At 61.6% G+C, this 26,510-nt stretch carries 27 protein-coding genes; 9 read left to right on the forward strand and 18 right to left on the reverse strand.

Annotated elements, in window-relative coordinates:
- The 3 genes from QCE79_RS17495 to QCE79_RS17505 all read left to right on the forward strand — a co-directional run.
- Positions 1-1,303: RHS repeat-associated core domain-containing protein (locus tag QCE79_RS17495; protein ID WP_309846357.1), on the forward strand; the 1,303-nt coding region annotated here is incomplete at its 5' end.
- Positions 1,296-1,664: a hypothetical protein gene (locus QCE79_RS17500; RefSeq protein ID WP_309846359.1), complete on the forward strand. Its 369-nt coding sequence runs from the start codon at positions 1,296-1,298 to the stop codon at positions 1,662-1,664. The genes QCE79_RS17495 and QCE79_RS17500, both read left to right, overlap by 8 nt.
- A gap of 344 nt (positions 1,665-2,008) precedes the next feature.
- Positions 2,009-2,269 carry a PAAR domain-containing protein gene (locus tag QCE79_RS17505; protein ID WP_309846361.1) on the forward strand — a complete coding sequence of 87 codons (261 nt, stop codon included), beginning with the start codon at positions 2,009-2,011 and terminating at the stop codon, positions 2,267-2,269.
- A 405-nt stretch (positions 2,270-2,674) separates the two neighbouring features.
- On the opposite strand, the gene QCE79_RS17510 is transcribed toward QCE79_RS17505, so the two are convergent.
- The 10 genes from QCE79_RS17510 to QCE79_RS17555 form a co-directional block, all read right to left on the reverse strand.
- Positions 2,675-4,063, reverse strand: coding sequence for an FAD-binding oxidoreductase (locus QCE79_RS17510; protein WP_309846362.1), 1,389 nt, complete (start codon positions 4,061-4,063; stop codon positions 2,675-2,677).
- A gap of 31 nt (positions 4,064-4,094) precedes the next feature.
- Complete coding sequence (locus QCE79_RS17515) at positions 4,095-4,856, reverse strand: SDR family NAD(P)-dependent oxidoreductase (protein WP_250468129.1); 762 nt, start codon at positions 4,854-4,856, stop codon at positions 4,095-4,097.
- Positions 4,853-5,617, reverse strand: coding sequence for a ribose-5-phosphate isomerase RpiA (gene rpiA / locus QCE79_RS17520; protein WP_309846365.1), 765 nt, complete (start codon positions 5,615-5,617; stop codon positions 4,853-4,855). The genes QCE79_RS17515 and rpiA overlap by 4 nt, the downstream gene beginning before the upstream one ends.
- Before the next feature lie 20 nt (positions 5,618-5,637).
- Positions 5,638-6,483, reverse strand: a complete 846-nt coding sequence (locus QCE79_RS17525) for a MurR/RpiR family transcriptional regulator (protein WP_244831884.1) — start codon at positions 6,481-6,483, stop codon at positions 5,638-5,640.
- Positions 6,483-7,184 (reverse strand): HAD-IA family hydrolase, encoded by a 702-nt coding sequence (locus tag QCE79_RS17530; RefSeq protein WP_244831885.1) that lies wholly within the window; start codon positions 7,182-7,184, stop codon positions 6,483-6,485. Before QCE79_RS17530 ends, QCE79_RS17525 begins: the two co-directional genes overlap by 1 nt.
- Entirely contained in the window at positions 7,181-8,710 is a 1,530-nt protein-coding gene (gene xylB, locus QCE79_RS17535; RefSeq protein WP_309846366.1) for a xylulokinase, read from the reverse strand. The genes QCE79_RS17530 and xylB overlap by 4 nt, the downstream gene beginning before the upstream one ends.
- A gap of 13 nt (positions 8,711-8,723) precedes the next feature.
- Positions 8,724-10,175 (reverse strand): aldehyde dehydrogenase, encoded by a 1,452-nt coding sequence (locus QCE79_RS17540; protein ID WP_250511742.1) that lies wholly within the window; start codon positions 10,173-10,175, stop codon positions 8,724-8,726.
- A 22-nt stretch (positions 10,176-10,197) separates the two neighbouring features.
- Positions 10,198-11,217: an ABC transporter permease gene (locus QCE79_RS17545; RefSeq protein WP_244831888.1), complete on the reverse strand. Its 1,020-nt coding sequence runs from the start codon at positions 11,215-11,217 to the stop codon at positions 10,198-10,200.
- 11 nt (positions 11,218-11,228) lie between these two features.
- A complete protein-coding gene (locus QCE79_RS17550) occupies positions 11,229-12,803 on the reverse strand; it encodes a sugar ABC transporter ATP-binding protein (protein WP_244831889.1) in 1,575 nt (524 codons plus the stop codon).
- Positions 12,804-12,875: 72 nt separating this feature from the next.
- Positions 12,876-13,970, reverse strand: coding sequence for a sugar ABC transporter substrate-binding protein (locus QCE79_RS17555; protein WP_244831890.1), 1,095 nt, complete (start codon positions 13,968-13,970; stop codon positions 12,876-12,878).
- Positions 13,971-14,333: 363 nt separating this feature from the next.
- Between QCE79_RS17555 and QCE79_RS17560 the strand changes: the two genes are divergently transcribed.
- Positions 14,334-15,395 (forward strand): Ldh family oxidoreductase, encoded by a 1,062-nt coding sequence (locus tag QCE79_RS17560; RefSeq protein ID WP_309846371.1) that lies wholly within the window; start codon positions 14,334-14,336, stop codon positions 15,393-15,395.
- Positions 15,396-15,413: 18 nt separating this feature from the next.
- On the opposite strand, the gene QCE79_RS17565 is transcribed toward QCE79_RS17560, so the two are convergent.
- The 6 genes from QCE79_RS17565 to QCE79_RS17590 all read right to left on the reverse strand — a co-directional run bounded on the left by QCE79_RS17565 (position 15,414) and on the right by QCE79_RS17590 (position 20,760).
- Positions 15,414-16,154, reverse strand: a complete 741-nt coding sequence (locus QCE79_RS17565) for a Crp/Fnr family transcriptional regulator (RefSeq protein WP_309846373.1) — start codon at positions 16,152-16,154, stop codon at positions 15,414-15,416.
- A gap of 746 nt (positions 16,155-16,900) precedes the next feature.
- Complete coding sequence (locus tag QCE79_RS17570; protein WP_309846375.1) at positions 16,901-17,293, reverse strand: DUF3331 domain-containing protein; 393 nt, start codon at positions 17,291-17,293, stop codon at positions 16,901-16,903.
- Positions 17,294-17,357: 64 nt separating this feature from the next.
- Positions 17,358-17,597: a hypothetical protein gene (locus tag QCE79_RS17575; RefSeq protein ID WP_309846376.1), complete on the reverse strand. Its 240-nt coding sequence runs from the start codon at positions 17,595-17,597 to the stop codon at positions 17,358-17,360.
- Positions 17,598-17,760: 163 nt separating this feature from the next.
- Positions 17,761-18,435 (reverse strand): response regulator, encoded by a 675-nt coding sequence (locus tag QCE79_RS17580; protein ID WP_309846378.1) that lies wholly within the window; start codon positions 18,433-18,435, stop codon positions 17,761-17,763.
- A complete protein-coding gene (locus tag QCE79_RS17585) occupies positions 18,419-20,248 on the reverse strand; it encodes a PAS domain-containing sensor histidine kinase (protein ID WP_244831895.1) in 1,830 nt (609 codons plus the stop codon). The genes QCE79_RS17580 and QCE79_RS17585 overlap by 17 nt, the downstream gene beginning before the upstream one ends.
- A gap of 125 nt (positions 20,249-20,373) precedes the next feature.
- Positions 20,374-20,760, reverse strand: a complete 387-nt coding sequence (locus QCE79_RS17590; protein ID WP_309846380.1) for a response regulator — start codon at positions 20,758-20,760, stop codon at positions 20,374-20,376.
- 465 nt (positions 20,761-21,225) lie between these two features.
- On the opposite strand from QCE79_RS17590, the gene QCE79_RS17595 reads away from it, so the two are divergent.
- From QCE79_RS17595 to QCE79_RS17615, 5 genes are all read left to right on the forward strand, one after another.
- Positions 21,226-21,573: a DUF4148 domain-containing protein gene (locus tag QCE79_RS17595; RefSeq protein ID WP_244831897.1), complete on the forward strand. Its 348-nt coding sequence runs from the start codon at positions 21,226-21,228 to the stop codon at positions 21,571-21,573.
- A 75-nt stretch (positions 21,574-21,648) separates the two neighbouring features.
- Positions 21,649-22,428, forward strand: a complete 780-nt coding sequence (locus QCE79_RS17600; protein WP_309846382.1) for an alpha/beta hydrolase — start codon at positions 21,649-21,651, stop codon at positions 22,426-22,428.
- 158 nt (positions 22,429-22,586) lie between these two features.
- Entirely contained in the window at positions 22,587-23,639 is a 1,053-nt protein-coding gene (locus tag QCE79_RS17605) for a catalase family peroxidase (RefSeq protein ID WP_309846386.1), read from the forward strand.
- On the forward strand, positions 23,636-24,175 hold the full coding sequence (locus QCE79_RS17610; protein WP_309846388.1) for a cytochrome b: 540 nt from the start codon (positions 23,636-23,638) through the stop codon (positions 24,173-24,175). Before QCE79_RS17605 ends, QCE79_RS17610 begins: the two co-directional genes overlap by 4 nt.
- A 61-nt stretch (positions 24,176-24,236) precedes the next feature.
- Positions 24,237-24,557 (forward strand): pyrimidine/purine nucleoside phosphorylase, encoded by a 321-nt coding sequence (locus QCE79_RS17615; RefSeq protein ID WP_250467757.1) that lies wholly within the window; start codon positions 24,237-24,239, stop codon positions 24,555-24,557.
- A gap of 68 nt (positions 24,558-24,625) precedes the next feature.
- On the opposite strand, the gene QCE79_RS17620 is transcribed toward QCE79_RS17615, so the two are convergent.
- The gene (locus QCE79_RS17620; RefSeq protein ID WP_309846391.1) at positions 24,626-25,147 is read right to left on the reverse strand and encodes a DUF2628 domain-containing protein; all 522 of its coding nucleotides are present in this window, start codon (positions 25,145-25,147) and stop codon (positions 24,626-24,628) included.
- Positions 25,148-25,348: 201 nt separating this feature from the next.
- The gene (locus QCE79_RS17625; protein WP_309846394.1) at positions 25,349-26,464 is read right to left on the reverse strand and encodes a nucleoside hydrolase; all 1,116 of its coding nucleotides are present in this window, start codon (positions 26,462-26,464) and stop codon (positions 25,349-25,351) included.
- Between the last annotated feature and the right edge of the window lie 46 nt (positions 26,465-26,510).

The following is a 26,510-nucleotide window of genomic DNA, read 5'->3' on the forward strand; positions in this document are numbered from 1 at the left end:
GCTGCCCAAGTGCATCGGCAACGTACTGAGGGAATTGGACTCGACGAGCTACGACTACGACGAGCGCGGCAATCTGATCACGAAATCGGGCGGCGCTCACGCGCCGTGGCGATACCGATATGACGAACAAAACCGGCTAATAGAGGCCAGCCGCCATGCGCGACCGCCCGCGCCGTGGGAACGCAGCCACCATGCGCCACGGGACGACAGTCCGCCCAAGCCCGAACTCGTGGTTCGGTTCTCCTACGACGCGTTTGGCCGGCGCATTGCCAAGGACGTCCAGCGCGCAAGCGGCCCCGCCGAACTGACGGTCTTCACGTGGGATGGCGACGTGCTCTTGATGGAAGAGCGCTTCGAGGCGTTGCCGCGTGAACGCGGCTTCGAGCGCAGATCGGAGAATGCGCGGTACGCGATGGTGCGGGAGGATGCGCAGGACGCGTACTCGCTACCGGTCGCGCAGCGCATGCACACGCTCGACGCGGAGTACCAGTGGACGCGCGCCTTGCTCTATCTGCATGAGCCGGGGACGTTCGTGCCGCTGGCGCGGCTCGATGAGAAACTGGTCGAACCGGCGTTCCTCGCCACCGGCACGGACGGGCGTTTTGTGCAGGTGCCCGCGAAGTCGAAGCATGCGACGGTGTTCTATCAGAACGATCATCTGGGCACACCGCAGGAGTTGCTCGATGAGTCTGGCAAGGTGGTTTGGCTTGCGCGCTATAAGGCGTGGGGCGGGCGAAAGGGTGCGCCCTATGGTAAGGAAGACCCGGCTGAGACGGATAACGCGATCCGGTTTCAGGGGCAGTACCATGATGAAGAGACGGGGCTGCACTACAATCGAAACCGTTACTACGATCCGGCGACAGGGCGCTATATCTCGCAGGACCCGATTGGGTTGGCCGGTGGACTGAATCCGTTCCAGTACGCGCCTAATCCGGTCACTTGGGTTGATCCGCTTGGGCTGTGCCCAAAATTCGGTTCACTTGATAAATCACAAAGTCACTTTGAGAAACACGGCGCTGAATTTGGCGTGAAAAGTCCAGAAGAATATCTAAGCATAGGACATGACGCCATCATGAGTGGCGATAAGGTCGAGTATTCCTATAAAGGAGAAACGCGAACGGGGTACGTGCAATACATGGGTAATTCATCAAGAGGAGATGCCAAGTTTGTCTTTGTCGGGACAAACTCAGACGGTCAAATAACCACGATCCATACCAAGAGTGGCAAAGATCTATGGAAAACGCTTAATGGTGACGGGCGGGATAAGACAATTAACTCGAAAGGGAGAGGATGTAGTGGTTAATGCGATCGTTGAGGATATTGGTGAAGATGTCGAGGAAGAGGTGACGTTGCGAATAAATGATGTTCGTCTCGTTTGCTTTATGGGATATTCACCCTATCAAGTGGAAAAGGGAAAAACCTATCCAGTTGATATAAATCTTGAGTTTTTTAACGAGGTAGAATTGCTCGAATCTAATGATTCTCGCCCATCTCTTAGTCAAATCGCAAATAGTTTTGCCTACACGGTGACAGGGCTGCTTCACGACGACGTTCTTGACGCAGGAGTCAAATTTCGGGAGCAACGGTTCCTGAGCGATTACGGGTATATGACGGGGAAAATGGTATCCGTGAAAGTTGATCGTATAGACGTAGAATTCCTTTGATTAAGACGAATGAAGGGCTGCTTGCGGTCCTTCATTCTCTTATTCGGCGGTAATGGTTAGCCGCCGTGTTCAACATTGATCTTGACGCGCTACCCTGCTCTGATTCCGGCCTGCTCGATCCATCGCCCCGGCGAGTTTGAGCCACGGATAAAAGCGGCTGCTCGGGACGTTGCCAGACCAAGTGAACGACCGCAGCCTCGCCTTTCTTTACCCTGGCGAGAATTTTCAGGCGGTTGTTGATTTAGCCCATAAGCAAAAGCCAAAGGCGACCACGGAGGAAGTGATTCAATGCCTCAATCACTATGCCGACCATAACAATTTTCATGATCTAAGTTAGAGACAAAATGACATCAATTGCTTGCGTAGGCGACAGCACCACCCACGGCGGCCGCATCATCACCGGATCAGACACGATGGACATCGACGGACGCAAAGGCGCGCGAGTGGGCGATCTCGTGTCATGTCCCGAACACGGCGTCAATCCCATCATTCAAGGCTCGGACATGCTCACCGACACCAACGGCAAACACGTTGCGCTGGATGGCCATCTCACAGCGTGCGGCAGTCGAATAATTGCCTTGGGCGATCATGGCTCGATTGATTGACTAGCTCTGATCGTGAGATCACGCGCTCGGGCAGGTACGAGCAGACCGGGTTTTACGTGCGCAACATCAACTATTTCTGCGGGACGATGCCGGCCGGCTGGCGGCATCGACGGAAGCTGGTGTCGAGACACGCTACGAGCGCGACCCAAAGGAACGCTCAGTGCTCGCAAGGTCGGCAAGCAGGCCCCAGAAAATTGCCACTACGACGCGCGGCCGCCAAAACTTATGGAAGCCGATAAGTCTGCATCCACGACCGAGAGACCCAATCGACTTCATGGCACCAAGTAGCCGTTGTCACGTTCATGCTAAACGGCGGAATCACGTCGAACGTATTAATTGCGATCGGGCAAGATAACCGATTCCCCGGATCTGCCCAAACCACCGTCTGAACTGCCAAACAAAGCCCTAAATCACCTTCCCCGGATTGAGAATCCCATCCGGATCGAGCGCCGCCTTGATCGCGCGCATGGCTTCGAGATCGGTCTCGCGACGGCTCTGCGGCAAGAAGTGCCGCTTCTTCACGCCGATTCCATGCTCGGCCGAAATCGATCCCGCGAACTCGCGCGTCACGTCGTAGATCACACTGTCGATATCGTCGTGATCGTGCTTGCCCATGCCCGGCACGTCCACGACAATATGAATGTTGCCATCGCCAAGATGCCCATACGTCAGGACGAGCGCCTGCGGCCAGCGTTCGCGCAACCGCGCCTCGCACTTCTGCGCGGCATCGCCCACCTGCGCGATCGAAAAGCTCACGTCGTACGCCGCGTGATTCGGAATGAAGCGCTGATACTCGCCGGGCGCATCGCGAATCGACCAGAAGTCGCGCGCGTGCGCTTCCGACGACGCAATCGCGGCGTCCGTCACCACGCCGTCTTCCAGCATCGCGCCGAGAAACTCTTCAAAGGCATCGCCGTGACGGACCGGATCGGTGCCGACGCTCTCCAACAGCACGTAGAACGGATGCGCATCCGCGAGCGGCGCGCGCAGGTTCCTGAGGTTGCCGATAACGGCATCGTGATAACCCGCCCACATCACTTCGAACGCGGATACCCCCGCGGCCAGCCCCGCCTGCGCACGCGTCAGCAGCGTGGTCACCGCGTGAAAGTCCGGCAAGCCGCACCACGCGGTGGCGGTCGCCGTTGGCTTCGGCCGCAATCGCAGCACGACACGCGTGATGATCGCGAGCGTGCCTTCGCTGCCGATCAACAAATGCCGCAAGTCATAGCCGCTGTTGTTCTTGATCATCTTGTTCAAGTCGCCGATGACCTTGCCGCTCGCCAGCACCGCTTCGACGCCGAGTACCTGATCGCGCATCATCCCGTACTTGATGACGCGGTTGCCGCCCGCGTTGGTGGCAAGATTGCCGCCAATGGAACAACTGCCGCGCGCGCCGAGATCCAGCGGAAAGTAAAAGCCCGCCGCGCTCGCCGCTTCCTGCACCACTTGCAACGGCGTGCCCGCTTCCACCGTCATGGTCGCGGAGACTTCATCGATCTCGAGGATGCGGTTCATGCGGTCGAGACTGAGCACGACTTCGTCCGTCAGCACGTTCGCGCCGCCCACGAGCCCGGTGAGCCCGCCTTGCGTAACGACCGCCTGCTTGTATTTCGTGCAGAGAGCGAGCGCCTTGGCGGCTTCCTCTGTGTTGCGCGGCCGGACGATGGCCGAAGGCGTCGCGCCCGGCAACCCGCTCCAGTCCACGACGCGCCGGTCGCCGAACTCTTCGGGCAACGCGACGACTTCCGCGCCAAGGGTTTCGCGCAAGGCGCTCACTGCTTCGCGTGCGGTCATTTGATGCTCGTCTCCATGCTGTTTTTGCGGATCACCAGACAGTGTAGCCACCGTCCATGACGAGGTCCGAACCGGTCACGAAGGCGCTTGCGCGCGAAGCGAGGAACACCACCCCGGGCGCGATTTCATCGGGCGTCGCCATGCGGGCGAGCGGCGTGCCGTCGATCCACACCTTGCGCCACGTTTCGTTCTCGAAGCCTCGTTTGGTGAGTTCGGTGCCGACATATCCCGGCGATATCGAATTGACGCGCACGCCATCCGCGGCCCATTCCGCCGCGAGCGAGCGCGTCAAATGAATCACGCCCGCCTTCGATGCGTTGTACGACGCCTGCGGCTGCGGCTTGTTGGCGATCGACCCGCTCATGCTCGCGATGTTCACAATGCGCCCGGACTTCTGCCGCGTCATGTGCCGCGCGGCGCTTCGGCAGCAATAGAACACGCCGTCTAGATTGACCGCGAGCACCGCGCGCCAGGCGGCATCGTCGGTTTCGAGCGCGGAGGCATTCTTTACGATGCCAGCGTTGTTCACGAGCACGTCGAGCTTGCCGTGACGCGCGACGACGGTATCGAAGGCTTGATCGACAGACGATGAATCCGTCACGTCCAGTGCGACGAACGTGCCGCCGATTTCCTGCGCGGCCTTCTGTCCGAGCGCTTCATCGCGATCCGCGACGACGACCGTCGCGCCCGCGCTCTTCAAGCCTGTCGCAATCGCGAAGCCGATGCCTTGCGCCGCGCCCGTCACCACGCAGACATCGCCATCCAGACGGAAGGCATCCAGTGTCGAACTCATGTGCGCGCTCCTTCGAAGACGACGATATCCGCCGAGCCATCCGCGTGACCGACGATCATCTCGCTTGCAATGCCGGTGAAGAGGCCGTGTTCGACCACGCCCGGAATGGCGTTGAAGCGCGGCGACAGCGCGAGCGGCTCGGGAATGGCTTCGAGATGACAGTCGAGAATCCAGTTGCCGCTGTCGGTGACGACGAGTTCGCCGTTCTTCACGCGCCGCTCGATACGCACGCTTTCGTCGAAGCCCGCCGAGACGAACAGATCGCGCAGCAAACGCTCCGTGCTCTGCCAGCCGAACTGGATGATCTCGATAGGCAAGGGAAAGCGTCCCAGCGTATCGAAGACTTTCTTATCGTCGACGACAGCGACCATCTTGCGCGATGCCGCCGCCACGATCTTTTCCCACAGAAGACACGCGCCGCCGCCCTTGATCATGCTGCCCTGATGATCGATCTCGTCCGCACCGTCGATAGTCACGTCGAGCCGGTCGATCTGCCCTAGATCGGTCAACGGCACACCGAGTTCGAGCGCAAGCTCACGCGTGGCGTTCGACGTCGGCACGCCGACGATATCCAGCCCGTCCTTCACGCGCGGCGCGAGCGCACGCACGAACCAGTGCGAGGTCGTGCCCGAACCGAGACCCACCTTCATGCCCGGCTTCAGATAGTGATCGACCGCCTTGTTGCCAGACACGAGTTTTGCTTCGTCCTGTTTCGATGCGGGTTTGAGCTGGGCATAGCCCGGTTCGATATACGTAGCCAATTGCGTCTCCGTTGACTTGCTTAGTCCATGAATTTGTCGGTGAACCACGGGTCGAGCGCGGCGAGATTGTCGGGCAACTCGCGGCCTTGAGCGAGGCCGAGCATCGCCACGAGCATGTTCACCACGAGCAGATGGTTGATCCGCGCCGTGAGCGGCGTGTACAGCTCGGTGTTCTCATAGGCGGGCACGGCAATGGTCAGATCGCACGTCTGCGCGAGCCGCGAGCCGGGCGCGCAAATGGCGATGGTGATTGCACCCTTGCCCTTGGCCATGGCGGCGGCCATCACGAGCGACTTGGTCGAGCCGGAATGCGAGAAGAACACGGCCACTTCGTCGTTGCGCAAGGTTGGCGCGAGCAGCAACTGACGCTGGCTTTCGAGCACTACGCGGCAATGCAGCCCCAAGCGAAAGAACTTGTGTTCGGCATCGAAGGCAATGGTTTCGGAGATGCCGAGGCCGAACAGAAAGATGCCCTTCGCTTCGATCAGATACTTGGCCGCGCGCTCGATGGCGCTCGCATCGACATCCTTGGCGAAGCGCTGAATGGCGTGCAGCGAGTTGTTGATGATCTTGTTGCAGACGTTCTCGGGCGCGTCGGCGTTGGTGATCGCTTCGTAATCGAAGGGCGCTTGCGGAATCAGACCCTGGCCCAGACGCACCTTGAAGTCCTGATAATCCGCGCACTCGAAGCGCCGGAAAAAGCGCACCACGGTCGGGTCGCTCGTCTGCGCCGCTTCGGACAATTCGGCCATGCTCATCTTGAGCGCGGCTTCGGGCGCGCCCAGCAGGACATCGGCGATACGCAAGGTCGCGCCCGTCAGCGCAGGGTGTTCGAGCGCAATGCGCCGCAACAGGTCGTTTCTCATCAGGCTCCCGGCAGGCGCGACGCATTGAGCGCGGCGCACCTTGTTACTAGATCGGCGAACGAGTCGAGCCGGGCATCCTCGGCGACGGGAACGTCGGGTCCCGTGCCCCAGTTGACGATCAGGCAACGCACCTGCGCACGTTCGGCGCATTCGGCGTCGATGCGCGTATCGCCGATATAGAGCGCATGCTCGGGCGCGACGTCGAGCGCTTCGAGCGTCGCGAGCAGATGCCGGGGATGCGGCTTTCTCTGTGCAAGCATATCGCCTCCGATCACCGAGCTGAAGTACTGCTCGATGCCGAAATGCGCGAGCACCGCCTGCGCCAGATGCTGTGCCTTGTTCGTGCATACGCCGAGCTTGATGCCCGCCGCATGCAGCGCGGGAATCGCGGTGAGCGCGTCGGCGTACACGGTCGCTTCGCCAACCGGGTGCTGCTTGTAAATGGACAAATACGCTTCGACGTCGGCGCTCACGCGATCATGATCGAGCGTGAGACCCAAGCCCTTGTACAACTTGTCGATCAGCCCGAACGAGCCTTCGCCGATGTACTGCGCCACGAAGCTCACCGTCTGCGGCGGCAGGCCATGCGTCGCGAGCAGACGATTCACCGCGTTGGCGATATCGGGCGCCGTGTCGACGAGCGTGCCATCGAGGTCGAACACGATGGCATCGACAGGAACTTCCGCGAGATTGACGGTCATCGGTTGGTGCTCTCCGGGTAGGCGGGTTCGGCTGCGATACGCTCATAGACCAGGCGCAACGTGTCGTACAGCGTGCGGAAGGTTTCGAAACGTGCGTCGTAGAGCGGCCCGAGTCGCGCGTCGGGACTGATGCGCTCCGTCACGCGCAAGGTGCTGACGGCTTCGTCGAGCGTGGTCCACCAGCCCGCGCCCACGCCGGCCGCGAGCACCGCGCCGTATGCGCCGCCTTCCGACGCGCCCGTGACGGTGGTGACTTCGCGTTGCAGCACGTCGGCAAGCAGGCGCAGCCAGAAGGGTTCGGCGGTCGCGCCACCGGACACCCGCACTTCGTCGCATGCGAGGCCTGCGCTTGACCCCAGCGCCGCGATGGCGCGAATGTTCAACAACACGCCTTCCATGACGCTGCGCACGAGGTGCGAGGCGTCGTGCATCGAGGTGAGGCCGATCCACGCGGCACGGCCGTCGGCGGCAACGTGCGGACAGCGTTCGCCAAGCAGATAAGGCAAAAACAGCAAGCCGTCCGATCCGGGCGCGGCGGCTTTGGCGAGATCGGTCATCTCCGAGAACGACAGCGCGGGCGTCATGCGTCTTAGCGCACCGCGCAGCCATTCGAACGCGCCGCCCGCCGACAGCGTCACGCCCATCACATGCCAGCGGCCCGGCGCGTTGCCGCACGAAATCTGCAACTGGCCTGTCGCCACCGGACACTCCCGCATGCCGCCCGCGACGATACCCGCCGTGCCGATGGTCACGCCGAGCGGTCCGGTATCGATCGCGCCCATCGACGTGGTCTGGATTACCGAATCGCCGCCGCCGCCGAAGACGGGTGTGTCGGCGGACAGGCCCCACGCTTGCGCAAGCTCAAGCCGCAAGACGCCCGCGCGTTCGGTCGATTCCACGACCTCCGGCACGAGGCTCGCGGGCAGGTCGAGCAGCGAGAGCAGCGCTTGCGACCAGGCGCGGCGCTTTACATCGAAGAGGCCGGTACCGGATGCATCGGAAACATCGGTGATATGTTCGCCCGTCAGACGCAGGCGCAGATAATCCTTCGGGTTCAGCATGCGCCTCATGCGCGCGAAGAGTTCGGGCTCGTGCTCGCGCATCCACAAGAGCTTGCCCGCAGTGAAACCCGGCAGCATGCGGTTCTGAACCATCGCAAGCAAGCCGTCGAGACCGCCCGCGCGCGCGGTGATCTCATCGCAATGGGGCGCCGCGCGTTGGTCGCACCAGAGAATCGCGGGGCGCAGGACGTTGTCGGCTTCGTCGAGCGCGGCGAGACCATGCATCTGACCCGACAGGCCGATACCCGCCACCGCACGGCGATCCGGCAGCGCGGCGAGCACTTCGGCCAGCGCGCTTTGCGTGGCCTGCCACCAGTGCTCCGGGTCCTGTTCCGCCCAGCCCGGACGCGGCGAGACGAGCGGATAAGACGCAAGCGCCTTCGCCGCCACGCGCCCATTGCCATCCACCGCGATGACCTTGCACGCGGACGTCCCCACGTCGATGCCGAGAAGATAGCGTTCCATCGTCGCTCTCCGCTCAGGCGCCGTGTCGCAAACGCACGTGCTTCAGATGCAGATACCCTTCCATGCCTTCGCGGCCGTGCTCGTAGCCCGTGCCGCTCTGTTTGCGGCCGCCGTAGGGCGCGTTCATGATGCCCGCATCGACGTGATTGATGGCGACGTTGCCGAAGTCGAGTTCGCGCGAAAGCGTGAAGCTCTCCTTCACGTGCTCCGTGTACGCATAGGCCGCGAGTCCGGCGGGCGTGCCGTTGGCTGCATCGATGGCTTCGTCGAGCGTCTTGTAAGGTGCAACGCCGATCACCGGGCCGAAGGTTTCCTCGTGCATGACGAGCATCTCGGGCGTGCCATCGGCGATGACGGTCGGCGCGAGAAACAGGCCCGCGCCGGAACCGAGCGCGGAAGGACGCCCGCCGCCGCAGAGAATGCGCGCGCCGCGCTCGCGTGCATCGTCCAGATGCCGCTCTACCTTGACGACGCCCGCGCGCGTGGCCATTGGTCCGATATCCGCGCGTTCGTTGGCCACGCCATCGGCGACGACGAGTTTGTTCGCGCCTTCGGTTAGCCGTGCGAGAAACGCGTCGTAGACCGACTCTTGCACATACGCGCGATTGATCGAGATGCAGATTTGCCCGGCATTGCGAAACGCGCGCCGCAACGTGCCCGCGACGGCGAGATCGATATCGGCATGCGCGGTCACGATGAGCGGACAACTGCCGCCGAGTTCCAGCGACAGACCTGTGATGCCGCGCACCGTGCGATAGATGTCCTCGCCCGCCGTGCCCGAACCCGTGAACGCCACCTTATCGATACGCGGATGCCCGACGAGCCGCTTGCCCGCCTCGCGCGCGCCCATCACCAGATTGGCGACGCCCGCTGGCAAGCCCGCGCGATCCACGCAGCGAAACACGGCTTCCGCGCTCGAAGGCGTGTACTCGGAAGGCTTCACGACGATCGTGCAACCCGCCGCCAGCGAAGCCGCGAGCTTCCAGCCGATCAGTTCGACCGGATAATTCCACGGCGCAATGGCCGCGACCACGCCGACCGGTTCCTTCTCCACGAAACTGACGAAGCCATCCTCTTCGTTCGGAATGGTTTCGCCATAGATACGCACCGCCTCTTCCGCGTAATAGTGAAACGCCTTCGCGAGTTTGCGCGCTTCGCCTTGTGCTTCTGCCAATGGCTTGCCCATTTCCACCGTGATCGACATGGCAATCGCGCGTTCGTCCTTCGCGATTTCGTCGGCGATAGCGTGCAGCAGGCGCGAGCGTTCGAACGGATTCACGCGCCGCCATGTTTTGAACGCGCGCGAGGCGGCTTCGATTGCGGAATCGATTACGTCCTGGCTCGCATCCGGCGCGCGGGAAACGACTTGCTCCGTGCTCGGATTCGTTACGTCGATCCATTCGCTCACGCCTTCTTTCGTGAAGCGTCCATCGATATACATCTCGCAGTGTCGTGGTTCTGTCATGGCGAAAAAGTGGTGAATGCGTTTATTGCGAGACGAAGTTGACGCGGATCGCGTCGACGGCCACCGCGACGAAAATCAAAATGCCGCCGATCATCTGCACGTAGAACGACGGCACTTCGGTGATCGCGAGACCAACGTGGATCACCGTGAGCAGCAGCACGCCGCCGAGAATGCCGAGCGCGCCGCCGCGTCCGCCGAACACGCTCACGCCACCGATGATCGGCGCGGCAATCGCATACAGCAGGAAGCCTTCGCCCTGATCCGAGGTAATGGCCATTTGCCACGCGGCAAGCAGATAGCCCGCGACGCCCGAAAGAAAGCCCGACAACGTAAAGGCGATCACCTTCACGCGATTCACGCGAATGCCCGCCGAGTTGGCCGCGAGCGCGTTGCCGCCGGTCGCATACAGATAACGTCCGAGCACGGTCTTGCGCAGCAAAAAGCCCATGCCTAGCAGCACGACGAGAAACACGATAGGCATGACAGGCCAGTTGTTGATGGTGTACTGCCCGATCCAGATATAGCCGGCGGACATATCGGAGATGGTGTTGCCCTGCGTGACCGCAAGCAGCGAGCCTTGCAGCACGATCATCACGGCGAGCGTCTGGATCAGCGAGACCATCTTGAGGCGCGTCACGCACATGCCGTTGAAAAAACCGATAGCCGTCGCCGCCGCGATGCCCACCGGCACGCCGACAGCGGGCGACAAGCCGAGCCGCGTCGAAACGATCGCGCCGATGGCCGCCGAAAAGCCCATGTTGCTGGCTATCGAGAGGTCGATTTCCGCGACCATCAGCGGCAACGAAACCGCGAGCGCGAGCAAGCCGAGCACGGTAGCCTGCACGAGCACGTTCTGCAGATTCGAGAGCGTGAAGAAGAACGGATTGAGTACGCCGAACACGATCACGAGCGCCGCGAGCCAGAGCCACACGACGTTCTGAAAGACCCACTGCACGCCCGCTCTGCTGCGCTTCGTGCCCGGCGCCGCGTTCGCCTTCGACAACGTGGCCGGCGCCGGCGTGATATCGCTACCTGATTGCATGGACTCTCTCCTCATGTTTGGCTCGCGAGCGGTTCCGGCTCGGTTTGTACCGACGCGGTTTCGACGTTGAACGCCGATTGCAGGATCGCGTCCTTCTCTATCTGCGCGCCCGTGTATTCACGCTCGATGCGCCCGCCCACGAACACGCAGACGCGGTCCACCATGCGCACCATCTCGTCGAGATCGCTCGTGATGACGATCACCGAGAGGCCTTCGCGCGTCAGCGTATCGATGATTCGGTGGACTTCTTCCTTCACGCCGACGTCGATGCCGCGCGTGGGTTCATCGAGAATCAGAAGGCGCGGCGACGTGGCGAGCACGCGGCCGAGACACACCTTTTGCTGATTGCCGCCCGAGAGCGTGCCGAGCAGCACTTCGGGCGTGGCCGCCTTCACGCGAAAGTGTTCGAAATAGCGTTTGACGACGTGACGTTCCGCGCCCGCGTCGATCACGCCGCCGTGCGAGACATCCGCGAGACTCGACAGCGTGATGTTGTGCGCGATGCTCTGCAGACCGACGAGGCCATCGCGATGCCGGTCGTCCGACAAATACGCGATGCCGCGCTCGAACGCCGGACCCGGATGATTCGGCATGACGCTTGTGCGGCCGTCGTGCGAGACGCGACCGCTTTTTGCGCGATTCAGGCCGAAGAGCGCCAGCGCGAACTCCTTCGCGCCCGATCCTGGCAAGCCCGCGAAGCCGACGATCTCCCCCGGCGCAATCGAGAAGCGCTCCACGTCCACGCCCGGTGCGACCAGGTCTTCGACGAGCCACGCGGCGCCCGCCGCGTCGCCTGCGCCGCGTGCACGGGTGGCTTCGCGGTCGCGATAGAAAAGCGGCACGTCGCGGCCGATCACGAGTTCGGACAGGCCGTCGGAGTCGATCTGCGAGAGGTCGTCGTGCTCGCCCGCGAGTTTGCCGTTGCGCAGCACGGAGACGCCGTCGCAGATATCGAGAATCTCTTCGTTGTAATGCGAGATGAAGACGAAGGTCACGCCGCGCGCCTTCAGGCTGCGCATGAAGTCGAACAGATGCTCGCGGTCGGCGAGCGTCAGCGCGGTCGTGGGTTCGTCGAGAATCAGCAGCTTGCCGCCGCTATGCAGCGCACGCAGGATGTTGAGCTTGCGCTTGGCGACCGCCGACAGCAAACGCGCGGGCATGCGTGGATCGAAACCCGTTCCTTCGAGCGCGATCTCGACGCTTTGCATCTGCGCGCGCTGGTCCACCTGTTTCAAGAGGCCGCGCTTGACGGGCCAGCGGCCCAGCATGAGATTGTCGGCGACCGACATGGAGTCGACGATCATCGGTTCCTGCGTCACGAGGAACACGCCGCGCGCTTCCATCTGCTTGACGTCCGAGCCTTGCATGTCCTCGCCGTCGAAGGTGATGCTGCCTTCGGTCGGCGCGGTCTGGCCGGAAATGAGCCGCACGAGCGTCGATTTGCCCGCGCCGTTTTCGCCGAGCAGACCGTGAATGGTGCCGCGCCGGATGTTGACCGACACGCGATCCAGCGCGACTACCGCCTTGTAGCGCTTGACGACATCGTGCGTTCTCAGGATGTACTCGTTGCTGCTCATATCCGCCATGAAGCGAACCTCCGTTTGGCGATGGCGCGCGAAGCTCGCGCGCCGCCCTGCTCAACGTGAATCACCGGTGCATCAGGAGTAACGCAGTCCCCATTCGTTATAGGCGATGTTGCCCCACTGGCGTTTGTCCTTCACCGAGGAGGCATCGACGATAAACGGCTGGATCACGAGACTCGGGCCGGTCTCCGATTTGGTGATCTGCGCTTTCTCCCAAAAGTACTGGCTGTTCTGATACGGCCCGAGCGGCACCGGCTGGCCCTTCAGCGAATACTTGTCGAGCATGTCGACGGTGATCTGCGCGTAGGCGATCGGGTCTTGCGAAACCACCGCATCCATGTAGCCGTCCGCGATCCACTGCAGCGCGGCCGGCTCGCCGTCGATATTCACGAAGATCACGTGTCCCTGCTCGCCGACCTTCTTCCACTTGCCCTTTTGCTGCAAGGCCGTGACGATGCCGCGCGCGGGCGAATCGCTCGGCGCGTGGACGGCGTCGAGATCGGGATACTCGGAGAGTGTCGAGAGCGTGACGGACAACATGTTCTTCAGAAGCCCTTCGGTCGGACGGCTGATGAGCTTGACGTCCGGATACTTCTTCATCGTCTCCTCGAAGCCTTCCTTGCGCAGCCGCCACGCCACCGATTGCAGCGCGCCGTAGCAGTTGAGCACCGAGCCTTTCGCCGACCCGTGCTTCTTCTTGAGCAGACCGACAATGGCTTCCGCCGCCATGATGCCGCCCTGATGATTGTCGAAGTCCACCGTCACCGCGACATCGCCGCCGAGCGCGGGGGTATCGATAATGCCGACGGGGATCTTTTTCATGTTGTACTTCTTGATGACGCTGACGATAGCCTGGCTGTCGATCGGGTCCGCGATGATCGCCGACGGGTTCTTCAACATCAGGCTGTTCCACTGTTCGAGCTGCGTCGTGTTGCTGAAGTTGGCGTTGACGGCCTGAAACGTCCAGCCCTTCGCTTCGACGGCGCGCTTCACCGCTTCCTGCTGCGTGGCGAAGAAGTAGTAATCCAGACTCTTGTTGCTGTACGGGACGAACACTTTCTGCTGGGCGAAAGCCTTGCCCGAGACCGACGAAAGCGCGACCGAACCGGCCGTTGCGGCAAGTCCCGCCAGGAACTTTCTACGCGATGCGACTTCCAGTGCTTCTTCCATAGTTGTTGTCTCCTCAACACCGATATGGCAGCGACATTCGCCACGGGACTTGCGCCTTGGGTCAGGTAGTAAATTTCTTTTTGACCGTAGTAATACGAACAAAATATACAAAACGCTGTGGGCGGGCGACAAGATAGGGTTTACTAGCTGACGCGCTGCAATACTATGTGCAGCAAGCCTTTCGGCGAATTTTCAGCGCAAATAAAGTGTCCGTTGCAAACGTAGCGTTACTATTTTTTGACATGATGTCGAGCGAACGGACTACGGCAACCCTTCATTTCGCCGACGAAGGCATCAGGGCGCGCGAAAGCTGAAGCTGGTAGAGATAAGACCAGCACGCTTGCTCACTCAAGGAGACACCACATGAACGACGCCACGCGTTATCGCGTGAATCCGGACGCCTTGCGCGCGTTCGTCGCCGAGGTTTATAGAAGCGTGGGCGCGAACACCGAGGACGCGCACGTCGCCGCCGATGCAATGGTGCAGGCCGACCTCTGGGGTCATCAGTCGCATGGGGTGTTGCGGCTCGGCTGGTACTACGCGCGGTTGCGTTCGGGCGCCATGAAGGCGTCGACCAGCCTGAGTTTTCCCGTCGATGCAGGCGCCGTCGCGGTCATGGACGGCGGCGACAGCATAGGTCCGGTGGTGGGACGCGCGGCGACGCTCGACGCAATCCGCCGCGCGAAGGCGCATGGCATCGGTGCGGTATCGGTGCGCAACTCTAATCATTTCGGCACGTGCATGTATTTCACGCGGATGGCGGCGAAAGACGGCTGCATCATGCTGTGCATGACCAACGGCGGCCCGAACATGGCGCCGTGGGGCGGGCTCAAGAAGATGATCGGCACCAATCCGTGGTCCGTGGCCGCGCCCGCCGGACGTTATGAACCGATGGTGATGGACGTGGCGAACTCGGGCGTCGCGCGCGGCAAGATCTTTCTCGCGCAGATGCGTCACGAACCGATTCCACTCGGCTGGGCCGTGGATTCACGCGGCCGCCCGACGACCGACCCTGTGGAAGGCCTCAAAGGTTTCATCCTGCCGATGGCAGAGCACAAAGGGTATGCCATCGGCACGATGGTCGACGTGCTTTCCGGCGTCCTCTCGGGCAGCGGGTGTCTGACGGACGTGCACGGTCCGTACGATCCGGTGAATCGCAGCCGCGCGGGGCATCTGATGATCGCGCTGAATGTCGCCGCATTTCAGCCGCTCGACGAGTTCAACGCGCGCATGGAGCGCTATGTGGAAGCGCTCAAGGCCGCGCCGCCCGCCGAGGGTGTCGACGAAGTGTTCTATCCGGGCGAGAAAGAAACGCGCGCCCAGCAGACTCAACTCGAAGAAGGATTGTGGCTGCCCGCCGATACCATCGCCGGGCTGGATGCGGTCGCCGCCGAAGCCAACGTGAAGATCGTGGCGCGCGACTGACCGCGTGAGACGCGTCGTTCAGGCAAACGTCGCTTCGTTCTGGCGGGCGGCGCGCGGCAGCATCCGGTCGAATTCACGCTTGACGATGCCGTAGCATTCGCACGCGCGCTCTTCGAGACCAGCGCGGTCGAGCACCTTGATGCAGCCGCGGCTGTGATGGATCAGACCTGCGTCGTGCAGCTTGCCTGCGGCTTCCGTCACGCCTTCGCGACGCACGCCGAGCATGTCCGCGATCATTTGCTGCGTCACGCGCAACTGAGCCGACGGGGTGCGGTCTGTTTGAATCAGCAGCCAGCGGCACAGTTGCTTCGAGAGCGAATGGTGACGATTGCAAGCGGCCGTTTGCGCGACTTGCGTCAGCAGGGCTTGCATATACAGCAGCATCACACGGCGCAGAAAGTCCGACTTGCCGAAGTGTTCACGCAATGCGCCCGCGCTCATGCGATACGCAAAACCCGCGCACTGCACTTGAACGCGCGTCGGCATGGTGTCGCCGCCCGTGAGCACCGGAACGCCCGTCATGCCTTCACGGCCCACTGCCGCGACTTCCACCGAGCCGCCGTCTTCCATCGTATGCAGAAGCGAGACGATAGCCGTGGTCGGGAAGTACACGTGGTGAATGCGTTGTCCGGAATCGCAAAGCAACTGCTCCGTGCGCAACTGGACGAGTTCCAGATGGGGAGCGAGAGCCTGCCATTCCTGAGTCGGAAGTGCGGCCAGCAGATGGTTGCCATGCAGATCGGATTGAAGGGTCAACATTTTTTATTCGCTTTATAAGAGCGCTTTCGCGCCGTACTTTTATCTGGTCCGCTCGCAGGTTTCGTGAGCGCATCTGGTGGCGTACATCGAAACATGTGGGGCCAGCCCCGTGAGCCTTGCATCGCCGCTTCGTGCCGTCACCGGCTACAGTGATGTTCGTGCTTTGTCGTACATAAGCGAGAGACGTGCCAGGAAGTGTCCGATCTATGTCCGATAAGGCATAGACGGCGATGCACGGAAGATGCGCGGCCGGCGGCCAAGCGCGCGATGCATTTTTGATTCAATTCTGAACATTTGCTGAAGGGGCGCAAACGGCGGGGCACTACCGGCCGAAACGGCTTTCGTCTGTGGGATGCCTTGCCGGGCTTAGGTTTCCGGCGCGTTTCACCTTATCAAACGTAGATTGCGCGCGATGCAAACGTGCCTGGAAGCAGGCGTCAGCGGGAACGGCCAAAAATGTTGCAAACCTGTTCATTCCGCGAAGGCGCGAGTCGCGGAGCACGAGCAAGAATGTGGCCAGTAGCCCGGTGAGGCGCGCTCGGCGCGACTTCGACCGTTTGCCTGGCGGGTTGTGAACGATGCCAGGCGGCCCGCAAGCGAAATTGCTGAAAGTGTTGCATCGCGCACAAGAGCGCTGCGGCTCTTCGGGGATATCGGCAAAAAGTGTTCAAGACTGAACCACTTTTGGAGGGAGCAAGTTTTTGTCGAAGCGCGAAGGTCCAATCGGCATCGCGCGTTCATGTTGCTCACGCCACCAGTTCGCCTTCGAGAACCGATGCCAGAATCATCGCGTGGGCGTTGCGTGGCGCGGTGCGCCGACTCGGCCGATACACCGCGTCGCCGATCAATACCGGCTGGCCGCTCATTGCGCAGACGCCGGTGGTGCGTGCATGCGAGACGCGCCACATCTGATCGCCATAACAGCAGTGCGTGGAATCGCGCCACGCGATGATCGCCGTCGTCGACGAAGGACGTTCGATCAGGCTGATCGACAACCCGCGCTTTTCCAGCAGATCGCTTTTGGTCAGACGCTCGGGCGGCTTCTTCAAGATGCCGCTCAAACTCGCATCTTCTGTCTTCACGCCCAGCATGAAAATGGTCCGTGCCCACGGGTCCATGATCTTCGCGCTTGCCTGCATGGTCTGACTCCTCAAAAATGGATGAACCTGCTCGATTAAGAATTTGCAAATGGCGTATGAAACGTCAGACCAGAGCGCGCGTCTTCACGCGCCCGCTGATGTGGCGCTGACCGTTCGTTCGCTTGAATGCCGAGGTGTGACGAGGCTGAAAACGAATACCGCACGAAAGCGCGATATCGATGATGTGCTGCGATAACAAGAGCAGTTCTCGCGCCTGTTCGATGCACCGCACCGAATGACGTGCGCGCTTCGCGATGCGGTGACGCGCATCGCCGCTGCCTGAAGTTTGCTGGAAGAGAATCATGGCGAATCCGTTCGTTTCCTTGAGGCTTGCCGGCTCGGTCGGAAGACCGGAACCCATGCATCAAAGTTAATCAAACGGACCCGCTGCGACTAGCCGTACCTTGGGTTGCCGGCGTCGCTGAAAGGTTTGGACAACCTATATCAAGGTTTAGTGTGGTTGATGCTCAGGTGCGCTGCACGCGCGACGGCGTGGTCGCGGACGCGGATGGCTTCACGCCGAGCGCTTCGGCCTTGAGCACGAAGTCGGCGAGCGAGCGCGATTCCATCTTCTTCATCGCCGCACCGCGATGAATCTTCACCGTGATCTCGCTCAGGTTCATCTCGGCGGCGATCTGCTTGTTCATCAGACCACTCGCGACGAATGCCATCACCTCGCGCTCACGCGGCGTAAGGCGAGCGTAGCAGCGGCGCAAGTCCGCCACGGAGCGGTCTTCGTTGCGCCGCACTTCGTCTTTCGCGAGCGCGTTCGCCACGGCGTCGAGCATGTCCTGATCGCGGAACGGCTTGGCGAGAAAGTCGATGGCGCCGCCTTTCATCGCCTTCACCGACATGGCGATATCGCCGTGCGCCGTGATGAAGATGATCGGCACGGAAAGGTCGCCCGCCGCAATCTGCTCCTGCACGGCAAGCCCGCTCTGCCCTTTGAGGCGCACGTCGAGAATGAGGCAGCTTGGAACGTCCGGCATGTCGAAGGCCATGAACTCCTGCGCGGACGCGAACGCCTGCACCTGCAGGCCGACCGAGCGCAGCAGCATGGTGAGCGCGGTGCGCATGGAGTCGTCGTCGTCGACCACGTAGGCGATCGACTGGCTCGCGCCTTCCTCAGTTTCGTGGCTCACTGCATGTCTCCTCTTCGAGCGGCAAGACGAACTGCATCGACGCGCCCTGACCTTCCTGCGATTCGGCCCAGATGCGGCCGCCGTGTGCCTCGACGATGGATCGGCAGATCGACAGCCCCATGCCCATGCCATCTTTCTTGGTGGTGAAAAACGGGTTGAAGAGCGAGCCCGCATCTTTCTCGCTGATGCCAATGCCCGAATCTTCGACCGAAAGCTGCGCGTGACGCTCGTCCGCGAGCCGGGTGGCGACGCGCATGACGCGCTTGCGTCCGCTCACGCCGGACATGGCCTGCACGCCGTTCATCAGCAGATTGATGACGACTTGCTGAAGCTGCACGCGGTCGCCGCAAACCACTGGCGCGGGCTCGGCAAACGTAGCGGAAAGCTCGACGCGCTGGCTTTGCAATTCGCGCCGCACGAGTTCGACCGATTCTCTCACGATCATATTCAGATCGACCAGCGCGGGTTGCGGATCGCGCTTTTGCGCCATGGAACGAATCTGGCGAATGATGTCCGTCGCGCGCTTGGCGTCGCTCGTCATCTGACTGATCGACTGCACCGCCTCGTGCACATTCGGCGGCTGACGGTTGAGCCAGCGCAACGCGGCGTCGCCCGCGGTTACGATGGCGGCGAGCGGCTGCGTAACTTCGTGCGCAATCGACGCGGCCATCTCACCGAGCGTCGTCACGCGCGTGACATGCGCGAGTTCCGAGCGCGAGCGGTCGAGCGCCTGTTCCGCGCGCTTGCGTTCCTCGATGTCGGTGTTCACGCCATACCAGCGCACGAGATTGCCTTCGGAATCGCGCAGCGGCGCGGCACCGATGTGCATCCAGCGAAACACGCCGTCGCCGCGCCGGATGCGCGCCGTCACTTCGAAGCCGCTGCTGGTGGCGAGCGCTTCGCGCCACGCGGCCTGCAACGCGGCGAAGTCTTCCGCATGCACGATCTCCTGCCAGATGTCGTGGCCGTCGTCCGCGAGCTTCACGCCGTACTCGTTCCAGCGGCGGTTGAGATAAATGAGGCGGCCATCGTTCGATGAACTCCACACCATGCCGGGAATGGCGTCGATGGTCGCGCGCAGTTCGTTCTTCTGGCGCAATAGCTCGCCTTCCATGCGCTTGGCGTCGGTGATGTCGTTGTTCGTCGCGAGAATGGCGAGCGGCTTGCCCCATTTGTCGCGCGAAAGCGTCCAGCGGCTCGACACGACCACCGTCTCGCCGCTCTTCTTCACGCGCTTGAGTTCGCCTTGCCAGCTTCCACGCGTAAGCGTTTCGCGGCGAATGTCGTCGACGGGCATGGCCGCATCCGTCTGCGTGAGTCCGTGAATGGGCTGGCCGATAGCCTGCTCGGAAGTCCATCCGTACAGCCGTTCCGCGCCCTGATTCCAGAACGTGATGCGGTCGTCCATGTCGTACACGACCACCGCGTCGTGCGTGAGATTGAGGAGTTCGACCTGCTTGCGCAAGGTGGCGGTGCTCGTCTGATTGCGCAGCGCGAGAAACGACACGGTCAGAATGGCGATGAGACTCACACCGCAACGCGCGATGGAACTGCCAGGGTCCTGCGCGTTGTGCGAGAGCATGAAGCCGAGCACCGTCGCCGCGACGCAGGCCCACGCGACTGCAATCGTGACAGGCCGCGATGCGACCGAAGCCACGAGCAGCACCACCACGACATACAGCACGGCAATGGCGATATCGAGCGGCGTGAATGCGTCGATGAGAAACACCGCGAGGCCGACTACCGTGGCCATCGCCTTGAGGGTGGTGGGATTGCCGAGGAAAGACTGCTCGGCTGCCTGGTCGAGCTTCATCGCGGCCTCATTGCGGAAAGCGGCCGCTCATTCATGCCCGATGGCCCGAGTAACGGACTGCCCAGATTCACATTGCGCGGATCTTTCATAGGACGAGAGAGCCTGAGCCCGGAAAGCGGGCCACTTCAAGGATGAGCGCCAGCGCCGCTGGCCCGGATGTCGTCGAGACAGTGCATTACCTGTGCGCCGTCGACAGGCTTGCCGAGCACGCACAGCGCGCCGACCTCCAGCGCCTGTTTGCGCATGGCGTCCGAAGCGAACGCGGAGATGAAGATGATAGGTGGCGCGACGCCGCGATCGACGAGTCTGCGGTACATCTCCACGCCCGAGATGCCTGGCATCTGGACATCCGAAATGATACACGCGACATCCGCGATCGAACCCGAATTCAGGAACGCTTCGCCGGAGTCGTAGAGCCGAACCTCCCAGCCAAGCGAGCGAACCAGGCTTGAGGTCGCGATGCGGACGGATTCGTCATCGTCGATGATCGAAACGACTGGGTTATTGAACACGCAACAAAGTCCTCGGGCCTAGTGTGCGGTGGCGGCGATAAACCAGGCGGCGGGCCGTCGACCGTGATGCCATGTTAAGTAAAAGCATCGGACGTGAAAATCATATTTATGTATGAGACGAAGCCGGTCTAATACCTTCGTATGAGCCGCTTAACCTTGCGTCTCATACCGCTTCATACGCGCGGCCTAACCATTCGGCGCAGGCAACGACGCCGTGCCGACTACTCATGCAAAGGTTTAGGCGCGTCATCTCTAACGGCCGCATGAGCGAACGCACGTAGGGATAGGCTCACCGCGCATCCGGACATAAAGTTACTCCAAGGTCGCAGCAACGAAAGCCTCACCGCTCAAGCAGACGACCTCATCGTATGCGAAGCCAGTGAATCGGCTTCCTAAGTAATGCCATCTGTCCATTACGTCATTCGGCTCCACACGGAAACGCCGAGCCTTTAAAGGAGTATCACCATGAACAAGTTTCTCGTCAGTCTCGCTTTCGCAGTCAGCGCCGTTGCCGCTCCCGCCATGTCGTATGCGCAGTCGAATCAGCCGGTGACGCGCGCCGAAGTGCGCGCCGATCTCGTGCGCCTGGAGAAGGCCGGGTACAAGCCCGCAGTGAACGACGACGCAACCTACCCCGCAGACATCCAGGCAGCCGAAGCCAAGGTCGCGGCGAGCTACGCGGCGACGCATGGCACGAGCGATGTAGGCGGCGTGGCATTGACCGGTGCGTCCGCCAGCGGCTCGAAGGTGTCCGCCGCTTCCAGAAACTGCGTCGGCCCCGCGGACTACTGCGTGCCGTATTTCGGCAGCTAAAGCCAAGCGGTCTGGCGCCGGTCACTGCGTCATGCCGGACCGCACACGCGTACTGAATGCCACTCGGAGTTCCACATGAAAAACCTGTTGCTCGCTGCCGCGATGTTCGCGGTATCCGCCGCTTTTCTCACCTCGGCGCCCGTCATGGCGCAAGTCGAAAAGCCCGTGAAGAACATCGTGCTCGTGCACGGCGCCTGGGTCGACGGTTCCGGCTGGCAGCCGGTCTACGACATTCTGAAGAAGGACGGCTACCACGTCAGTATCGTGCAGGAGCCGCTGACTTCGCTCGATGACGACGTCGCCGCCACCAAGCGCGTGCTCGACTTGCAGCACGGACCGACGATCCTCGTCGGACACAGTTATGGCGGTTCGGTGATCACCGAGGCAGGCGAGCATCCGGATGTGGTCGGACTCGTGTACGTGGCCGCGCATGCGCCGAATGTCGGCGAGGACGAAAGCACGCTCGGCAAGGGCAAGCCGAGCTTCACCTCCAAGCAGGCCGGCGCGATCGAGAAGACAAGCGACGGTTATACGTTCCTGAATCCTTCCGCGTTCCCCAAGGACTTTGCCGCCGATCTTTCTCCAAAGGAAGCGACCTTCGAAGCGCATTCGCAAATGCTGACCGCAGCGAAAGTCTTCTCGGAGCCGCTCACGTCCGCTGCGTGGACCACGAAGCCGAGCTGGGGCATCGTCGCGGGCGCGGACAAGATCATCAATCCGGATCTGGAGCGCTGGTACTACGAGCGCGCGCATAGCCACATGACCGTGATTCCGGGCGCGAGCCACTCGGTGTACGAATCGCAGCCGGTTAAGGTGGCCGCAGTGATCGAGGACGCCGCAAAGCACGCGCAATAACCTGCAATAACGCGACCTTGGATAGACGAGACATCGACACTTCAAAGGTGCCGATGTCTTTTGCATGGCGCTCGAGCCGCGACTGTGCAGGATTCAGGCGCGGTTTTTCTTCTGCTGTTAAATTAGGGGCCAGCCAAACCACCGATCGAGAGAATCCGATGGCTGAACAACCCGCATCCCCAATACGCCCGCTCATTCTTATCGCTATCGTCGTGGCCGTCGTGGTCGCCGCGTTCGCGTACACCGCCGGCTGGCTGTCGCCTACGCGACTCACGCCTGCGAAGATCGTCGATAGCCTCGCGCCACCGGGCGGACCCGCGCTCGGCTTCAGACGCAACCATGCGAAGGGCATCTGCTTCACGGGCAACTTCGAGTCGAATGGCGGCGCGGCTTCGCTATCCAAGGCGCAGCTTTTCGCGCCTGGCAATTACCCCGTGACCGGCCGATTCAACCTTGCGACGCCCGACCCGAAGACCGCCGATTCATCGGCGCGCGTGCGCGGACTGAGCTTGCGAATCATCATGCCGGACCACAGCGAGTGGCGCTCCGCGATGATCGACGCGCCCTTCTTCCCCGTCGCCACGCCGGAAGCGTTCTATGAACTGCAGCGCGCATCCGCCCGCAAGGACGATCCCGACGCGATGAAGCAGTTCGCCGCCGCGCATCCGGAGATCGGCGCATTCGGCAAATGGGCGTCGAGCGCGCCGTTCACCGGCTCCTTCGCGGACGATCAGTACAACAGCCTCAATAGCTTCGTCTTCACGGACGCCTCCGGGCAAGACCGCGTCGTGCGCTGGTCGTTCGTGCCGGTGGCCAAGCCCGAGACCTTGACGGGCGATCAGTTGAAGCAGAAAGGCGCGAACTTTCTCGATGCCGACATCACGCAGCGCGTGCAGAGCGGGCCGCAACGCTGGACCATGGTCGTGACGGTGGCCAATCCCGGCGACCCCACGGCGGACCCGAGCAAGGCGTGGCCGGACGATCGCCAGAAGGTCGAAGCGGGCACACTGGTCGTCACCGCGATCGAGGCCGAGCCGGATGGCCCATGCCGCGATCTGAATTTCGATCCGGTGGTGCTTCCGCCCGGCATGCACGTTTCCGACGATCCGTTCCCTGCCGCGCGTTCGGCTGCCTATTCGGTGTCGTTCAACCGGAGAACCGCCGAGGACAAGGACTATCCGCATCAACCGGCGCAAGGAGCGAATCAATGAGCACGATCCACACACGCTTCTCGCCCCTGCAACGCGCGCTGCACTGGCTCATGGCGATTTGCATTCTGGCAATGCTGTTCATCGGCGTCGGCATGGTGTCCACCGTGCGGCCCGACTATCTCACGCTGGTGTCGATCCACAAGCCGCTCGGCGTGACGATTCTCGTGCTCGCACTGATCCGGCTGGTCGTGCGGCTCTTGCGCGGCGCGCCACCGTTGCCCGCCAATATGCCGGAGCCGATGAAGCTCGCCGCCCACCTCTCGCATCTCGCGTTTTATGCGCTGATGATCGGCTTGCCGCTCATCGGCTATGGCATGTTGTCGGCGGCGGATTATCCGGTCGTGGTGTTCGGCGTGCGATTGCCCTCCATTCTTCCGCATAGCAACTCGCTGCATTCGCTGCTTTGGGACGCGCACAAGTACCTGGCGCTTTGCTTCTTCGCGCTGATCGTCGTGCATCTCGCGGCGGCGCTGTTTCATGCGCTCGTCCGGCGCGACGGCGTGTTTCAGGCAATGGCGCCGTGGAGCGATCGCTGACGCGTACACAGGCGGCGCTTCTGTATGATGGCGGACCACCATCATTCGAGGATTCATCGCCATGAGCGCAGCATCGCAATTCGATCAGGTTTCCGTCATCAAGCGCGCGAACGTTTATTTCGATGGCAAGTGCGTCTCGCATACGGTGCTTTTCGCCGACGGCTCGAAGAAGACGCTTGGCGTGATTCTGCCCGGCACGCTCGACTTCGGCACCGATGCGCCGGAACTGATGGAAGTGCAGGCGGGCCAATGCCGTATCCGTCTTCAAGGTAGCGATGAATGGAAGACCTACGGCGCCGGCGAGTCTTTCTCGGTGCCGGGAAAGAGCCGCTTCGATATAGAAGTGGTCGAGACGCTGGATTATGTTTGCAGTTATCTTTGACCTGGTTTAGAGGCTAGGGGCGAAGCGGCTGATCCGGCATGATTGGCCGTTTTTCTCGGCGCCTACGGTCAGACAGCACCGATCATCGACCAGACGCTGAAGATGAGAATCGCGAGAGAGACTGCCGACGCTATCCAGCCGGCCATCGCGCTCGTTCCGCCGCGCAGCTTCAGTTGCTCTGCGCGCTCGCCCGGCAGCAACACCTCAGCCTTGATCCGTTCGACTGCTTTCTCGACATGCGCGCGATAAATCAAGTTGCCTGAAAAAGCCCACGCGAACATCAATGCGTAACTCGACACCTCGCCAAGCGAATCGCTCATCAAGCCGAGCAGCAGGTTCAGAAACGTGCCGCCAACGAAGACCGCGACCGCCTGCCAGTACATCTTGCGATACGCAAACCATACGGGACCGCCAAAGAACGCCGCGACATTCCACGTCGGCTTAATGTTTCCATTTTTGTCCTTGGCTGACCACTTGCCCGCGTAATACTCCACGTTCTTTCCGACAAAAGCGGCCATATCCTTATCCAAGCCAGCCGCTGCCGCAGTCGTAACCGTTCCCTTGATGCCTTCGTTGTTATCGAATTCCATGTCTTGCTTTAGTTGCTGTTGTATCTGTCCACATGGAAGCGGACTCGAATTACCGAACGCGAACGACGTTTAAAAAATCGTTTAATTCGGGCAGCAGACGATACACGCGCGACCTGCACTTGAAAAGTCAGGACGCGCGAGCCTTACAAAAATTTGCGCTTGCTTGTCGCCGTGTTCAGGCGAGCTTCGAAGCCAGACCGCTCACTGAAACACCACTGGCACCGGCCTCGTCAGCAAGTCCACGTACAGCTTGAAGAATCGATCATTATCGAACTTCGTGACATACGTGATCTTTTGCGGCGATGCCCCCGCAGCAGGCGTGTCCGGATACACCCGCACATGACCCTGATCCTCGCCGGGCGTCGTGTCGATATCCAGGTACGCGCTCTGAGTCTGCGTCGCGTAAGTTGGATCGCTGAAGTAAGCGATCGTCAGCGTGTCGTAGAGATCCGTGCTCGATGCGAACGCACCCGCATTCACGGTTGCATACGCCTTCGTCACGGCCGTCTGCCCGGTCGGCGGGTTGACGATCTGGTTGTAGATGCTCTCGGTCAACGGCACGGTGTTGGTCACATCGAGCGGAATGACAGTTTGCGGAATCGACGTCTGCAAGAGCGTGCGCACCGCGAGCGGATCGAACCACCAGTTGAGCTCGCCGACTGCATTGGCGTTGCCCGGCACGTTCATCGCGCCGCCCATGTAGACGATCTGCTTGATGAGCGGCACGATCTCCGGCGCCTTCTGCACCGCCGTCGCGAGATTGGTCGGCGGCCCGACTTCGAGAATCGTCACTTCATGTGGATAACGTTTGATCGTGTCGACGAGAAAGTCGGCGGCGGCTTGCGTCTGTAGCTTGGTCGAGGTTGCGAAGCCGTCCGGCGGCGCGGTGAGCTGCGCTTGCGAAGTCGGCTCGGGACGCGACCACGCGCCGAAGTATCCGTTCGGATTCGCGGCCTGCTGCGCGCGGATGCTCGTCACATCGTATTGCAGCGGATAATCCGCGCCGCCGTACACGCCGACTTTGTTCTGCACGCCCATGCGTTCGACGGCCTTCAACGCATCGGCTTCTTCTTGCAGCAACCAGTCATTGCCCGTCACCACGCACAGGCCGAGCAGATTCACCTTGCCCTGTCCCATCAACTGCGTGGTCATGGCGAAGAGCTGGCCGTCGTCGCCCATGGTGTTGAAGTCGGAGTCGATCACGATCTTCGGCGCGTTCGTGTATGCGTTGTGATCGTCGGATGAGCCGCCGCAAGCGGCAAGCACCGCGACGAAACAAAGGGAAAGGGTCAAGCCTGCTGCAGTGCAACGTCGCATGATGCTGTCTCCGGATCGTTATATTCGAGTGATCACGTCATCGCGG

Source organism: Caballeronia sp. LZ003 (assembly GCF_031451465.1).
Classification (GTDB): Bacteria; Pseudomonadota; Gammaproteobacteria; order Burkholderiales; family Burkholderiaceae; genus Caballeronia.